We start from the raw sequence: 14538 nt of genomic DNA on the forward strand, positions 1-14538 counted from the left end.
CAGGGTTCAGCGGTCCGCGTCGAGGGCGGTGAGGTGCTCGGTGACGACGCCCGCGATGTGCGCGATCGGCTCCGGCAGCGTCATGTCCTTGTGCGAGCAGGCGACATCGGTGTTGTCGATCCGCCCGGCCACGTACGGGGTCCACAGCTCGGGCACCAGGGTGTCGTCGATGGTGTCGACGACGGCGCGGAAGAACAGCACGTCGCCGGTGAGGCGGCGGTGGTCGTACTCGCGCACCAGGTGGTTGATGTGCAGGTAGATCCGGTTCAGCGCCTCGACGGTGGCGTCGTCGAGCCCGGCCAGCGGGCTGCCCTCGCGGCGCAGCACCTCGGTGACGTGGGCGAGTTCCAGCGGCCGGCCGTCGAGGTCCTCGGGGCCGAAGCCGCCCATGGTGAGCAGGGCCTCCAGGGCCTCGGCCTGGTCCGGGACGGGCAGGTCGCGGAAGCCCTCGGCCGGGTAGGCGTCGAGGACGGCCAGCAGTTCGACGGTGTGGCCGAGCTCCTCCAGCCGGGCGGCCATGGCGTGGGCGATGATGCCGCCGGTGGACCAGCCGAGCAGCCGGTAGGGGCCCTCGGGCTGGACCTCGCGGAGCCGGTCGACGTAGTGCGCGGCCAGCTCCTCCATGGTGGCGGGCAGCGGCTCGGCGGCCGTGGCGGCGCCGACGCCCTGGGCCTGGAGGCCGTAGATCGGCACGTCCGCCGGGAGGTTGCGGATCAGTCCGGTGTAGCACCAGCTGAGGCCGCCGGCCGGGTGGACGGCGAACAGCGGGTTGCGGCGGCCGGGCGCGGTGGGCCGCAGCGGCAGCAGGACGTCGAGCGCGTCGGCCCCGGGGGTGTCGGCGGACAGCGCGGCGTCGAGCGCGGCGACGGTGGGCGCCTGGAACAGGGTGCCGATGCCGACCTCCAGGCCGAGCACGGCCCGGATCCGCCCGGCGAGCCGGACGACCAGCAGGGAGTGGCCGCCGAGGGCGAAGAAGTCGTCCTCGACACCGACCGCGGGCACGCCCAGGATCTCGGCGAACAGCTCGCACAGCTGCTGTTCGCGCGGGTTGCGGGGCGGGCGGCCGCCGCCTGCGACGGGGGCGTCGGGGGCGGGCAGGGCGCGCCGGTCGAGCTTGCCGTTGGCGGTGAGCGGCAGCCGGTCGAGCAGGACGACGGCGGACGGCACCATGTGGACGGGCAGGTCGGCGGCGGCCCGGGTGCGCAGTTCGTCACCGCTGGTGCCGTCGGCGCCGGGGGCGAGGACGGCGTAGCCGACCAGCCGCTTGTCGCCGGGCACGTCCTCGCGGACGATCACGGCGGCGTCGGCGACCGCCGGGTGGGCGGCCAGGACGGCCTCGATCTCACCGAGTTCGATCCGGAAGCCGCGGATCTTCACCTGCTGGTCGGCCCGGCCGAAGTACTCCAGGACTCCTCCCCCAGCCTCCGGCCGGGGGTGCCCCCATGCGCGGCGGCGGGCGAGGTCGCCGGAGCGGTACATCCGGGTGCCGCGCTCGCCGAAGAGCTCGGCGTACGGGTCGGCGACGAAGCGCTCGGAGCTGAGGGCCGGGCGGCCGAGGTAGCCCCGGGCCAGGCCGGCTCCGGCCACGTACATCTCGCCGGTGACACCGGGCGGGACCGGCTGCAGGTACTGGTCGAGCACGTAGATCCGCAGGTCGGGGATGTTGACGCCGATGGTGCTGCTGCTGCTCGCGGCGGCGCTCGCCCGGTCCAGGGCGACGTAGGAGACGTGCACGGTGGTCTCGGTGATGCCGTACATGTTGACCAGGGTCGGCGCGTCGTCGGCGTGCCGCTCGTACCAGTCGTCGAGGCGGCCGAGTTCGAGCGCCTCGCCGCCGAACACCACGTAGCGCAGGGCGAGTTCGGTGCCGGGACGCTCCCGGTCGGCGGCGCTGAGCTGGTAGAAGGCGGACGGCGTCTGGTTGAGGACGGTCACCCGCTCGCGGCCGAGCAGGTCGAGGAAGGCCGCCGGGTCGCGGCTGACCAGGTGCGGGACGACGACGAGCCGCCCGCCGTGGAGCAGGGCGCCCCAGAGCTCCCAGACCGAGAAGTCGAAGGCGTAGGAGTGGAACAGCGTCCACACGTCCTCGGCGCCGAAGCCGAACCAGTGGTCGGTGGCGGAGAACAGCCGGACCACGTTGTGGTGGGTGACGGGCACGCCCTTGGGGCGGCCGGTGGAACCCGAGGTGTAGATGACGTAGGCGGTGTCCTCGGGGCGCAGCGGCCGGGTGCGCTCGTGCTGGGCCAGCGGGACGGCCGGGTGGGCGTCCGCCTCGCCGCCGTCGACGAGCAGCTGCGGCACCTGGTGCTCGGGCATCCGGGGCGCGGTGGCGGTGTCGGTGAGCAGCGCGGCGGGCGCGGCGTCGGCGAGCATGTAGGCGAGCCGGTCGGCCGGGTACTCGGGGTCGAGCGGCAGGTACGCGGCGCCGGACTTGGCGACCGCGAGCAGGCCGGTGACCAGGTCGAGGGAGCGCGGCAGGGCGAGGGCGACGATGGTGCCGGGGCCGATGCCGCGGGCGGCCAGCAGCCGGGCCAGCCGGTCGGCGCGGGCGCCGAGTTCGGCGTACGTGAGCGTCCCGCCGTCGCAGCTGACGGCGGTGGCGCCGGGGTCGGCGAGGGCGGCGGCCTCGAACAGCTCGGGCAGGGTGGCGCCGGGCGCCGAGTGGACGGGGGTGCCGTTCCACTCGACCAGGGCGCGGTGGTGCTCCTCCGCGCCGATCAGCGGGAGCCGGCCGATCGTGGTGTCCGGCGCGGTGGCGGCGGCGGTGAGCAGCCGGGCCAGGCGCTCGGCGAGGGCCCGCACGGTGGCCTCGTCGAAGAGGTCGGTGCGGTACTCCAGGAAGCCCGCGATGCCGCCCTCGCGCAGTTCGCCCGCGTTCAGGGTGAGGTCGAACTTGGCGGTGCCGGAGGGCATCGCGGCGACGGTGGCGGTGAGGCCGCCGCCGAGCGCGAACGCCCGGTCGGGGACGGACTGCCAGGCCAGCATGACCTGGAACAGCGGGTGCCGGGCCAGCGAGCGGCGCGGATTGAGCTCCTCGACCAGGCGGTCGAAGGGCAGGTCGGCGTGGTCGTGGGCGCCGAGGACGGCGGTTCGGACGCGGCCGAGCAGGTCGCGGAAGGTCGGGTCGCCGGAGGTGTCGGTGCGCAGGACCACGGAGTTGACGAAGTAGCCGACCAGGGCGGCGGTCTCGTCGGAGTCGCGGCCGGCGACGGGGGTGCCGACGGGGATGTCGGTGCCGCAGCCGTGCCGGGTGAGCAGTGCGGCCAGGCCGGCCTGGACGGCGGTGAAGACGCTGGTGCCGGTGGTGCGGGCGAGCGCGGCCAGGGCGGCGTGGGCGTCGGCGTCGAGGCGGAACGGCACGGTGGCGCCCCGGTGGGAGGCGACGGCGGGCCGGGGCCGGTCGGTGGGCAGGTCGAGCTGGTCGGGCAGGCCGGCCAGGGTCTTGCGCCAGTGGTCGAGCTGGCGGACGGCGAGGGCGCTGGGCGCCCCGCCGGTGCCGAGGAGCTTCGCCTGCCAGTCCACGTGGTCGGCGAACTGCACCGTCAGCGGCGGCAGTTCCGGGGCGCGTCCGGCGAGGCGGGCGGTGTGGGCGGCGGCCAGGTCGCGGGCCAGCGGGGTGGTGGAGGCGCCGTCGCCGGCGATGTGGTGGAGCAGCAGCAGGAGGGTGTGGGTGCCGTCCTCGTGGGCGAACAGGCTGGCCCGCAGGGGCGGTTCGGCGCCGAGGTCGAAGGCATGGCGGACGGCCTCGGCGATGTCGCCGGTGCCGGTGTGGAGTTCGACCGGGGCGGGCGGCAGGATCCGCTGGTACGGCTCGCCGTCGGCGGACTCGCCGTAGACGGTGCGCAGGGTCTCGTGCCGGGCGGCGAGGTCGCCGACGGCGAGCGCGAGGGCGTCACGGTCCAGCGGGCCGGTGAGGGTGAGGACCAGCGGGATGTTGTAGGTCGGGCTGGGGCCTTCGAGCCGGTAGTGGAACCACAGGCCGCGCTGGGCCGGGGAGAGCGGCATCCGCTCGGCGCGGGCGACCGGCACCAGGGCGGGGCGGGGCTCGGGGGCGGACCGCTCGCGCAGCAGGGCGGCGAGGGCGGCCGGGGTGGGGTGGCGGAAGACGTCGGCGAAGCCGACGTCCACGCCGAGCGCCTCGCGCAGCCGGGCGGCGAAGCGGCCGGCCAGCAGCGAGTGGCCGCCGAGGTCGAAGAACCCGGCGTCCCGGGAGAGCGGTCCGGCCAGGTCCAGGAGGTCGGCGAACAGCCCGCAGATGATCTCCTCCTGCGGGGTGGCGGGCGCGTCGCCACCGTCCTCGGCGGCGGACTCCGGCTCGGGCAGGGCACGGTGGTCGAGCTTGTCGTTGCCGGTGCGCGGGAGGTCGTCGAGCACGAGCACGGCGGCGGGCACCAGGTGCTCGGGCAGCCGGGCGGCGAGGCCCGAGCGCAGCGCGGCCGGGTCGAGGACGGCCCCGGCGGCGGGGACGGCGTAGCCGAGCAGCCGCTGCCCGCTGGGGCCGGGGCGGGCGATCACCACGGCCCGGTCGACGCCGGGGAGTTCGCCGAGGACGGCGGCGACCTCGCCGGGTTCGATCCGGAAGCCGCGGATCTTCACCTGGTCGTCGGCGCGGCCGAGGAACTCCAGGGTCCCGTCGGGGCGGCGGCGGGCGAGGTCGCCGGTGCGGTACATCCGGGCGCCGGGCGGGCCGAAGGGATCGGCGAGGAAGCGCTCGGCGGTGAGGTCGGGGCGGCCGAGGTAGCCGAGGGCCAGGCAGGCGCCGGCCACGTAGAGCTCGCCGATGGCGCCGTCGGGGGCGGGGCGCAGCGAGCCGTCGAGGACGTAGGCGCGCGAGCCGCGGACGACCCGGCCGACCGGGGCGCCGTCCGGACCGGGGGTCCAGGTGTAGGCGTCGACGGTGGTCTCGGTGGGGCCGTAGAGGTTGACGGGGCTCAGGCCGTCGACGGCGGTGAGGCGGCGCCAGAGCGGTTCGGGGGTGGCCTCGCCGCCGACCGCGACCACGGCGGGGCGGTGGGCGTCCTCGGCGAGCAGGCCCTCGGCGATCAGCACGTCCAGGTAGGAGGGGGTGACGTCGAGGTAGTCGATCCGTTCGGCGCGGACGTGGCCGACGAGGGCGGCCGGGTCGCGGTAGGTCGCGTCGTCGAGCAGGTGGAGCTCGTGGCCGTGGAGCATCCACAGCACCGGGTCCCAGGAGGCGTCGAAGGCGAAGGAGGCGCTGTGGGCGATCCGCAGCCGCTCGCGGCCGGTGCGGGCGAGGGCGGGGGCGATGTGGTCCTCGCCGTGGCCCGCGTGCAGGTTGGCGAGCGAGGCGTGGGTGACGACGACGCCCTTGGGGCGGCCGGTGGAGCCCGAGGTGTGCAGCAGGTAGGCGGTGTGCGCCGGGTCGGGGGCGGGCAGCGGTCCGGCGGGCAGGGCGGCGAGCTCGGCCCGGACGGCGGGGTCGTCGAGGGCGACGGCGGGTCGGTCGGCGGCGCCGGGCAGGGCGGCGAGTGCCTCGGCGGTGCCGACGGCGCACACCGGGCGGGTGTCGTCGAGGATGTCGGCGGTCCGCTGCCGGGGGTGGGTGAGGTCGAGGGAGAGGCAGGCGCCGCCGGCCTTGAGCACCGCGAACATCGCGACCAGGGTGTCGGCGCCGCGCGGCATGGCGAGGGCGACCGGGGTGTCGGCGCGGACGCCGAGGGCGGCGAGGCGGTGCGCGAGGCGGCCGCTCTCGGCGTCGAGTTCGGCGAAGGTGAGGGTGGTGGCGCCGCTGCGCAGGGCGACCGCGTCCGGGGTGCGGACGGCCTGCTCGGTGAGCAGTTCGGGCACGGTGCGGGTGGCGGGCGGCTCGGTGCGGCCGGCGGTGGCGCGGTGCAGCGCGTCCTGGTCGAGCAGGTCGATCCGGGCGATCGGGGTGTGCGGGGCGTCGAGCAGCAGGGTGGCGAGGCCGTCGAGGTAGCGCAGCAGGCCGTCGCGGTGGGCGGCGAGGGCGTCGGCGCCGTACTGGTCGGGATGGGCCTCCAGACCGATCCGCAGGGCGCCGTCGGGGCCGGGCGAAACGGCGAGGGCGAGGTCGTCGACGGGCCCGGCGGCGAGGTTGCGGACGGTGCCGGGCAGGCCGGCGAGGTCGAGGTCGCGCTCGAACGCCTTGATGTTGACCATCGGCCCGAACAGCGGGCGGCGGGTGCCGGTGCGGCCGAGGTCGCGGCGCAGGTCCTCCAGCGGGTAGCGCTGGTGGCGGCGGACGTCGCGGACCTCCAGCACGACCCGGCGCAGCAGTTCGGCGGCGGTGTCGCGGGGGTGGACGGCGAGGCGCAGCGGCAGCACGTTGGCGGTGGCGACGGGGGTGCGCAGGGCGGCGGGGCCGCGGCGGTTGGCGAGCGGCAGGCCGAGCACGACGTCCTCGGTCCCGGCGAGGCGGTGCAGGTAGCCGGCGGTGGCGGCGATGACGAGTTCGGCCCAGGTGGCGCGGGCGGCCTTGGCGGCGGCCTCCAGCCGGGGCAGGGTGCCGGCGGGGAGTTCGGCGGCGAGGCGGGGCAGTCCGGCGGGACCGGCGGGGGTGCCGCCGGGGAGGGTGGCGGGGGTGTCGGCACCGGCCAGGCGGTCGCGCCAGAAGGCGCGGTCGGCGGCGTGCTCGGTCCCGGCGCGGTAGGCGGCCTCCTCGGCGGCGACCTCGGCGGGGGTGGCGAAGGTGCGGTCGGTGGGGCGGGTGCCGGCGGTGAGAGCGGTGTAGAGCTCGGCGACCCGGCCGGTGAGGAGGGTGAGGGCGTAGGCGTCGACGGCGAGGTGGTGGACCCGCTGGTACCACCAGTGGCGGTCCTCGGCGAGGCGGATCAGGGCCTGGGTGAAGAGCGGGCCCTCGGTGAGGTCGACGGGACGGGCCAGGTCGGCGCGCATCCATGCCTCGGCGGCGGCCTCCGGGTCGGCCTCGGCGCGCAGGTCGAGCCGGTGCAGGGTCCAGGGGCGGCCGGGGACGAGGCGCTGACGGGGCGCCGGATCGGCGCCCTCCGCCCCGGCGGCTTCGGTGTCGGCGGCTTCGGTACCGGCTCCCTGGGGGAGGACGACGGCGGAGAGCGCGTCGGCCTCGTCGACGGTACGGCGCAGGGCGCTCTCGAACAGTCCGGCGTCGAGCGGGCCGGTGATCTCGACGGCGTCGCCGGTGTTGTAGACCGGGCTGTCGGGGTCGAGCGCCTGGGCGTACCAGATCGCCGCCTGGGTGGCGAGCAGCGGTATGCCGGCTGCGGCGGGGACGGCGACGGGGTCGGACGCGGCCTGGTGGCGACGCATGGTTCTGAAAGCTCCTCGGGTCCGGCGAACGGCACGCCAATTGCCTGGTTAGGTTAGCCTAAGCTATCTGCATATCGTCTGGTCAACAGCCTGCCGCCGAGCAGGCCCTGACAGCCCCGGAGGCGCCGATGTCCCCCTTGAACGCGAGCGTGCCCGCGCCCGGACCGGCGACCGCCGCCGAACCGGCCGGCCCCACGCCGAAGGAGGCCGTGCGCGAGCGCGTCCTCGCCCACCGGGACGAGCTGCTGGCGCTCAGCCGCCGCATCCACGCCCACCCGGAGGTCGCGTTCGAGGAGCACCGGGCCGCCGAGTGGTGCGCCGAACTGCTGCGCGAGCACGGCTACTCCGTCACCCCCGGCACCGCCGGCCTGCCCACCGCGTTCAGCGCGAGCACCGGCAGCGGACCGGTCACCGTCGCGATCGTCTGCGAGTACGACGCCCTGCCCGGCCTCGGCCACGCCTGCGGCCACAACCTCATCGCCGCCGCCGGCCTCGGCGCCGCGCTCGGCCTCGCCCCCTACGCCGACCGGCTCGGGCTCACCGTGCGGGTGATCGGCGCGCCGGCCGAGGAGCGCGGCGCCGGAAAGGCGCTGCTGCTGGACGCGGGCGCGTTCGACGGCGTGGACGCCGCGATGATGGTCCACCCCTGTCCGGTGGAGGTCGCCGACTTCCACTCCTTCGCGCTCGGCACCCTGTCCGTCCGCTACACCGGCCGCGCCGCCCACCCCAGCCTCAACCCGCACGAGGGACGCAACGCCGCCGACGCACTCACCGTCGCCCAGGTCGCGCTCGGGCTGCTGCGGCAGCAACTGCCGCCGCAGTGGCGGGTGCACGGCATCACCACGGCCGCCGGCACCGCGCCCAACCTCATCCCCGACAGCGCCACAGCCGAGTACGAGATCCGGGCCTCGGCCGCCGAGGACCTCGCGGCGCTGCGGGCCCGGGTCGAGGACTGCTTCCGGGCCGGCGCGCTGGCCACCGGGTGCGAGGTCGAGCTGGTCCGGCCGGAGCCGGACTACCTGGACTTCCGCAGCGACAGCGGGCTGCTGGCACTGTGGCGGGCCAACGCGGCGGCGGTCGGCCGCCCGGAACCGATCGAGAGCGGGCCGTTCGCCTGCACCGACATGGGCAACGTCTCCCACGCCGTCCCCTCCATCCACCCCGTGCTGGACATCACCGGCGGCGCCTGCGGCCCGCACGAGGCCGCGTTCGCCGAGGCCGCCGTCTCGCCGGCGGCGGACCGGGCGATCCTGGAGGGCGCGGTCGCGCTGGCCTGGACGGCGGCCGACTTCGCGGCGGCGCCGCGCGGTTGACGGCCGCCGACCGACCGACAGCGGCCGACGGGCCCGGAAGCCCGTCGGCCGCTGTCCGTCGACTCCCGGCGGGTCAGCCGCGCTCCGGGACCAGGTGCACCGGCCCCGGCTCGGGCAGCAGCTCGCCGAGCACCGCCGGCGCGGCCCGCAGCGCGGTCACCCCGGCCTCCCGCACCAGCTCGCCGACCTCGCCCGGCCGGTCCGGCTCGGCCAGAACCAGCGCCGCACCGGTCCGCAGCGGCCAGAGGAACTCCCACAGCGGCAGCCCCAGTTGCAGCACCCGGTCACCCGGACCCAGCCCGTACACGGACTGCAGCTCACGCACCCGGCGGTCCACCTCGGCGTGGGTGGTCCACGTCCCCGCCGGACGCCCGCCCGGCCCGTACGCCCGGCACAGCGGATGCTGCGGGGTCAGCGCCCGCGGCGGGTCGGTGACCGCCCGCCCGGCCAGCTCGGCGGCGCTCGGCCGCTCAGCGGTCGGCACCCCCTCCCCCAGCACGCAGACCGGGGCCGCGTCGGCCAGCAGCCAGGACAGGCGCCCTGGCGCGTCGTCCGGGTCCAGCGGCAGGTACGCCGCCCCGGACTTGGCCACCGCCAGCAGCGCCGGCACCAGGTCGGCCGGGCGGGTCAGCGCCAGGCCGACGACCGCGCCGGGGCGGGCGCCCCGGTCCGCCAGACAGCGGGCCATCCGGTTGGCGGCGGAGTTCAGTTCGCCGTAGCTCACCGGCGCCGCCCCGGCCGGCAGCAGCGCCGGGGCGTCAGGCGTCCGCGCCACCTGGGCCTCGATCGGCCCGACCACCGTGGTGGCCGGCCACCGCTCGGCTCTCGACGGCTTCGTCACCGCCGTTCCGGACTCCATCAGGACGCGCCCAGCAGTTCGGCCCACGCCTCGACGGCCGGGCGCTCGGCCAGCTGCAGGAACGCCACCTCGGCGCCCTCGGCCCGCCATCGCTCCGCCAGCGCCATCAGGCGCACCGAGTCCAGGCCCCAGTCCGCCAGGTTCTCGTCCAGCGGGATGTCCGCCGGGTCCTCGCCGAGCAGGTCGGCGACCTCGGCCCGGATCCGCTCCACGGTGAAGGCCATGCCCGTCACTTCCCTTCCACGACGGCGTCGGTGACCGTGACGACGCCGCAGCGCCCGGCCACCCAGGTGAGCGCGGCGCGGTGCTCGTCCGCGCCGAAGTCGGCGACCGCGTCGGCCACCACGAAGGCCCGGACATCGCGCATCCAGGCGTCGCAGGCGGTCGCCTGCACCCCGATGTGCGCGTACACGCCGGTGATCACCAGCTCGTCGCGGCCCTGCTCGCGCAGCAGCTCGTCCAGGTCGGTCCGGACGAAGGCGCTGTACTTCCACTTGGTGAGCAGCCGGTCGCCCTCGACCGGGGCGACCTCGTCGGCGACGGCCGCCGCCCGCGGGTCGTCCGGGATCCCCGGGCCCCAGAAGTCCTGCTGCAGGCCGCGCTGTTCGGCGCTCTGGCCGCCCGGCTGGGCCGAGTAGACGACGGGCACGCCGTGCTCGGCGGCCCAGGCGCGCAGCCGGTTGACGTTGGCGTACAGCTCGGTGACCGGCGCGGCCGCGGTGTCGAAGGCGCCCATGAAGTGGTTCTGCAGGTCGTGCACCAGCAGCACGGCGCGGGACGGGTCGACCGTCCAGTCGACCCGGTTGGCCGGCAGTTCGGCGGCGAGGGGCATCGGATAGGAGGGGATGCGGGGCAGGCCCACGGCGGTGCGTCCTTAACGTGTAGGGGGGATCCGGGAGTCCGGGGACTCCCGGATCGGAAGGCTCGGAAGGCTCGGAAGGCTCGGAAGTCGGGGATCAGGCGGAGGTGAGGGAGGCCGCGATGGCGGCGCGCAGGTCCTTCTTGCTGACCTTGCCGATGCCGGTGGCGGGGAAGGCGTCGACGAACTCGACCCGGTCCGGCACCTTGAAGTCGGCCAGTCCGCGCTCCCGGACGAAGCGCTTCAGCTCCACCGACTTCGGCGGCCGGGCGCGGTTCTCCTCGCGCAGGACGACGTAGGCGCAGGTGCGCTCACCGAGGTACGGGTCGGGCATCGAGACCACCGCCGCGTCGTGCACGGCCGGGTGGGCCAGCAGGTGGTTCTCGATCTCCTCGGCGGCGACCTTCTCGCCGCCCCGGTTGATCTGGTCCTTGGCCCGGCCCTCGACCACCAGGTGGCCGGTCGCGGTGCGGCGGACGAGGTCGCCGGTGCGGTAGAAGCCGTCCGCGGTGAAGGAGGCGGCGTTGTGCTCGGGCGCGTTCCAGTAGCCGCGGATGGTGTACGGGCCGCGGGTGAGCAGGTGGCCGGTGGTGCCGTCGGGCAGGTCGCGGTCCTCGTCGTCGACCACCCGCACCTCGTCGTCCGGGGAGATCGGCCGCCCCTGGGTGGTGACGATCACCTCCTCCGGGTCGTCCAGCCGGGTGTAGTTGACCAGGCCCTCGGCCATCCCGAACACCTGCTGGAGGGTGCAGCCCAGCACCGGGCGCACCCGCCGGGCCGCCTCCTCGCTGAACTTGGCGCCGCCGACGAGCAGCACCTCCAGGGTCTCCAGGCCGGTGCGCCCCCCGGCCTCGCGGCGCCGTTCGGCGGAGTCCAGCCAGAGCAGGGCCAGCGGCGGCACCAGACCGGTGATGGTCACGCCCTCGCGCTCGATCAGCGGGAACGCCGTCTCCGGGCTCGGCTGCGGGCAGAGCACCACCCGGCCGCCCGCGTACAGCGTGCCGAGCGAACCCGGCGAGCTGAGCGGGAAGTTGTGCGCGGCGGGCAGCACCACGAGGTAGACGCTGCGCTCGTCCTGGCCGCAGAGCTCGACCGAGCCGCGCAGCGAGTAGATGTAGTCGTCGTGGGTGCGCGGGATGAGCTTGGGCACCCCGGTGCTGCCCCCGGACAGCTGGAGGAAGGCGACGTCCCCGGGCTGTGGCTCCGCCCCGGGCACCTCGGCCGCGTCGGCCGGGTCGACCGGGACCTCGGCCAGCGGCGTGTGCTCCCCGGCGTCCGCGCCCAGCACCAGGACGTGCCGCAGCGAGGGCGTCTCCGCCTTCACCCGGCTCGCCAGTTCGCGGTAGTCGAAGCCGCCCTCGACGGCCGGGACCACGTAGCCGACCGCGCCGGTGAAGGCGCAGAAGTAGGAGATCTCGGTGTACCGGTGCGCGGGCAGCGCGAAGACCGGCAGCGCGCCGACCCGGAACAGGCCGAAGACCAGCTCGAAGAACTCGGCGGCGTTGGGGAGCTGGACCACCACCCGGTCGCCCCGGCGGATGCCCCGGGCGCGCAGTCCGGCGGCCATCCGGTCGGCCCGCAGGTCGAGTTCGGCGTACGTCCAGCGGCGGGTGGGGTCCTCGCCCTCACCGCCGGCCGGGTCGACGATCGCGATCCGGTCGGGGTGGGCGGCCGCGCGCTCGCGCAGCATCGAACCGAAGGTCTCGCCGCGCCAATGGCCGTCGGCCCGGTAGCGCGCGGCGAACTCGGCCGGGTACGGGGCGAATCCGGCCAGCACCTCGTCCATCGGCTGCTGCGGATCGGTCACGGCGGAGGCTCCCGGGCTGGTCAGGTCGGTCACTGGGGCACCCCGGCGGCGTCCAGGAAGGTACGGAACTTGGCGCTGGTCTCGGCGAGTTCGGACTCCGGCCGGGACTCGGCGACGACACCGGCGCCGGCGAACACCCGCAGCGTCCGCTCGTCGGCCTCGGCGCAGCGCAGGGTGACCACCCACTCGCCGTCGCCGTCCGCGTCGCCCCAGCCGACCATGCCCGTGTACAGGCCCCGGTCGAAGGGCTCGATGCCGCGGATCGCCTCGCGGGCGAGCGGGGTCGGGCTGCCGCAGACCGCCGGGGTCGGGTGCATGGCGACGGCCAGCTCCAGGGCGGAGACGGCCGGGTCGATCAGTTCGCCGGTGATGGTGGTGGCCAGGTGCCACATCGCGGCGGTGCGGACCAGGGTGGGGCGGGCCGGTACGACCAGGTCGCGGCAGTACGGCTCCAGCGCGGCGTGGATCGCGTCCACGACGAAGGCGTGCTCCTGGAGGTCCTTGGGCGACTCCAGCAGCGCGGCGGCGCGGCGGACGTCCTCGCCCAGGTCGGCGCTGCGCGGAACCGAGCCGGCCAGCGGGTTGGCGACCACCGCGGTGCCGCTGCGCGAGAGCAGCAGTTCGGGGCTGGCGCCGATGAGGGTGCGGCCGCCACCGGCGGGGACGGCGAAGGTGTAGCCGCCGGGGTCGCGGCGGCCGAGGCGCTGGAGGATCGCGGGCAGGTCGAGCGGGCGGTCGGCGCGCAGCTCCAGGGTCCGGGAGAGCACGACCTTGCTCAGCTCGCCGTCGGCCCGGAGCAGCTCCACGGCCTCGGCGACGCCGGCCCCGTACGCCTCGGGCGCGGGCACCGGGCGGACGTCCCAGTCGATCCGGTCGGCGGCCGGGGCGGGCAGCGCGATCAGCGGGTCGTCGCGCAGCGCGCCGCAGGTGCGCAGTGTCGCGGGGACGGCGAGCTCGGCCCGGCTGTCGTGGTCGAACGCCACCGCGCCCACCACCAGCGGGTGTTCGACACCCTCCTGCCGGGCCCGGGCGAGGGTCTCGGCGACCCGGTCGACCAGCGGGCGCCCGTCCTGGGGCACCCGGGCGTGCACGCCCTCGGCGAGCAGCGTGCGGGTCGGGGAGGCGAAGAACGCCTCGTCGGCCGCGGCCCGATACTGGCCCAGCAGCCCGCTGGCCGCGCCGATGACGGTGTGGTCCGTCCCGGCGGGGGCGTGATGCACCGTGGTCACCTGGAATCTCCCAGTCTGCGAGTGGTCGCCGGGCGCCGCTCGTCGCGGCGTCCGGCGGTGGTCTGGTCCGGGGCGCACCCCGGTGGGGGCGCGGTCCCGCTGGGGCGCCGGGCCCCGGGTGCTGCTCGCCCCGGGCGACCGGCCCCGGCGTGGGTGCCGGGGGCCGCGACGGAGCGGGGTGGGACCCGTCGTGGAGTCGTGGTGGTGTCGTCGGAGAGTCGTCGTGGTCGCGGGCCGGGGCCCCGTCGGGGCGTCAGGCCCGCAGGGTGGCGCCGCCGTCCACGTAGAGGTCGTGCATGGTGATGTGGCGGGCCCGGTCGGAGACCAGGAAGGCCACCGCCTCGGCGACGTCGGAGGGCCGGGCGATCCGGCCGAGCGGGATGCCGACCCGGTAGCTCGACGGGTCGCCGTCGATGACCCGGCGTTCGGCGGCCTCCGCGTCGTCCTGCCAGAGTCCGCGCTGCATCTCGGTGTCGGTGGAGCCCGGCGAGACGATGTTGCAGCGCACCCCGGAGCGGCCGAGTTCCAGGCCGAGACACCGGGTGTACATGGTGGCGGCGGCCTTGGAGGCCGCGTAGGCGGCCATCCCGGTGCGCGGGACCCCGGCCGCGTTGGAGCCGACGGTGACGATGGCGCCGCCGCCGCGCTCGGCCATCCGTCGGCCGACCGCGCGGGTGGTGTGGAAGACTCCGGTGGTGTTGACGGCGAAGGTGTCCGCCCAGTCCTGGTCGGTCAGCTCCACCGCCGGGGCGACCCGCAGAATTCCGGCGACGTTCACCAGGATGCCGATCGGGCCGAGTTGGCTTTCCATCAGCTCGACGGCGGCCTCGACGGCCGCCGCGTCGGAGACGTCCAGCAGGTAGGGGTGGACGGGTCCGCCGGGGGCTCCGCCGTCCGGGGCGGGCTCGGCCGGACGGACCGACAGCTCGTCCGCGAGCTCGGCGAGCGGACCGGGGTTGCGGTCGACCGCCGCGACGACGGCACCGGCCGCGACGAGTGCGCGGGTCACCGCCGCGCCTATCCCCTGTCCGGCGCCGGTGACCATCGCGACGGCGCCCGCGAGTTCGGACTGCTGCACTGAAAATCCCCTCCGACCAGCAACATTAGGCAAGCCTAACCTAACACAATTGTTCGGACTCTCCGAGAGGTCCTGCCGGTACGGACCGGCGCTGCGGGATCGTCAATTGCGGTCGACCGGGGGCCGG

The 14538-nt window shown here is 76.0% G+C and carries 8 protein-coding genes; 1 reads left to right on the forward strand and 7 read right to left on the reverse strand.

The features are described 5' to 3' along the window. Window positions 1-6: 6 nt before the first annotated feature. Window positions 7-7266 carry an amino acid adenylation domain-containing protein gene (locus ACIQ9P_RS28605; protein WP_402362148.1) on the reverse strand — a complete coding sequence of 2420 codons (7260 nt, stop codon included), beginning with the start codon at window positions 7264-7266 and terminating at the stop codon, window positions 7-9. A 128-nt stretch (window positions 7267-7394) separates the two neighbouring features. On the opposite strand from ACIQ9P_RS28605, the gene ACIQ9P_RS28610 reads away from it, so the two are divergent. Continuing rightward, a complete protein-coding gene (locus ACIQ9P_RS28610) occupies window positions 7395-8579 on the forward strand; it encodes a M20 family metallopeptidase (protein ID WP_402362151.1) in 1185 nt (394 codons plus the stop codon). 73 nt (window positions 8580-8652) lie between these two features. On the opposite strand, the gene ACIQ9P_RS28615 is transcribed toward ACIQ9P_RS28610, so the two are convergent. From ACIQ9P_RS28615 to ACIQ9P_RS28640, 6 genes are all read right to left on the reverse strand, one after another. After that, a complete protein-coding gene (locus ACIQ9P_RS28615) occupies window positions 8653-9420 on the reverse strand; it encodes an AMP-binding protein (RefSeq protein WP_402362154.1) in 768 nt (255 codons plus the stop codon). 17 nt (window positions 9421-9437) lie between these two features. Beyond that, window positions 9438-9662: a phosphopantetheine-binding protein gene (locus tag ACIQ9P_RS28620; protein ID WP_030391815.1), complete on the reverse strand. Its 225-nt coding sequence runs from the start codon at window positions 9660-9662 to the stop codon at window positions 9438-9440. A gap of 5 nt (window positions 9663-9667) precedes the next feature. Beyond that, window positions 9668-10300: an isochorismatase family protein gene (locus ACIQ9P_RS28625; RefSeq protein WP_402362157.1), complete on the reverse strand. Its 633-nt coding sequence runs from the start codon at window positions 10298-10300 to the stop codon at window positions 9668-9670. A gap of 94 nt (window positions 10301-10394) precedes the next feature. Next, on the reverse strand, window positions 10395-12083 hold the full coding sequence (locus ACIQ9P_RS28630) for a (2,3-dihydroxybenzoyl)adenylate synthase (RefSeq protein ID WP_402362541.1): 1689 nt from the start codon (window positions 12081-12083) through the stop codon (window positions 10395-10397). Between the two features lie 50 nt (window positions 12084-12133). Continuing rightward, the gene (gene dhbC / locus ACIQ9P_RS28635; protein WP_402362160.1) at window positions 12134-13333 is read right to left on the reverse strand and encodes an isochorismate synthase DhbC; all 1200 of its coding nucleotides are present in this window, start codon (window positions 13331-13333) and stop codon (window positions 12134-12136) included. Between the two features lie 253 nt (window positions 13334-13586). Then, window positions 13587-14444: a 2,3-dihydro-2,3-dihydroxybenzoate dehydrogenase gene (locus ACIQ9P_RS28640; RefSeq protein ID WP_402362163.1), complete on the reverse strand. Its 858-nt coding sequence runs from the start codon at window positions 14442-14444 to the stop codon at window positions 13587-13589. Window positions 14445-14538: the final 94 nt, after the last annotated feature.

This window comes from Kitasatospora sp. NPDC094019, from assembly GCF_044764505.1.
GTDB lineage: Bacteria > Actinomycetota > Actinomycetes > Streptomycetales > Streptomycetaceae > Kitasatospora.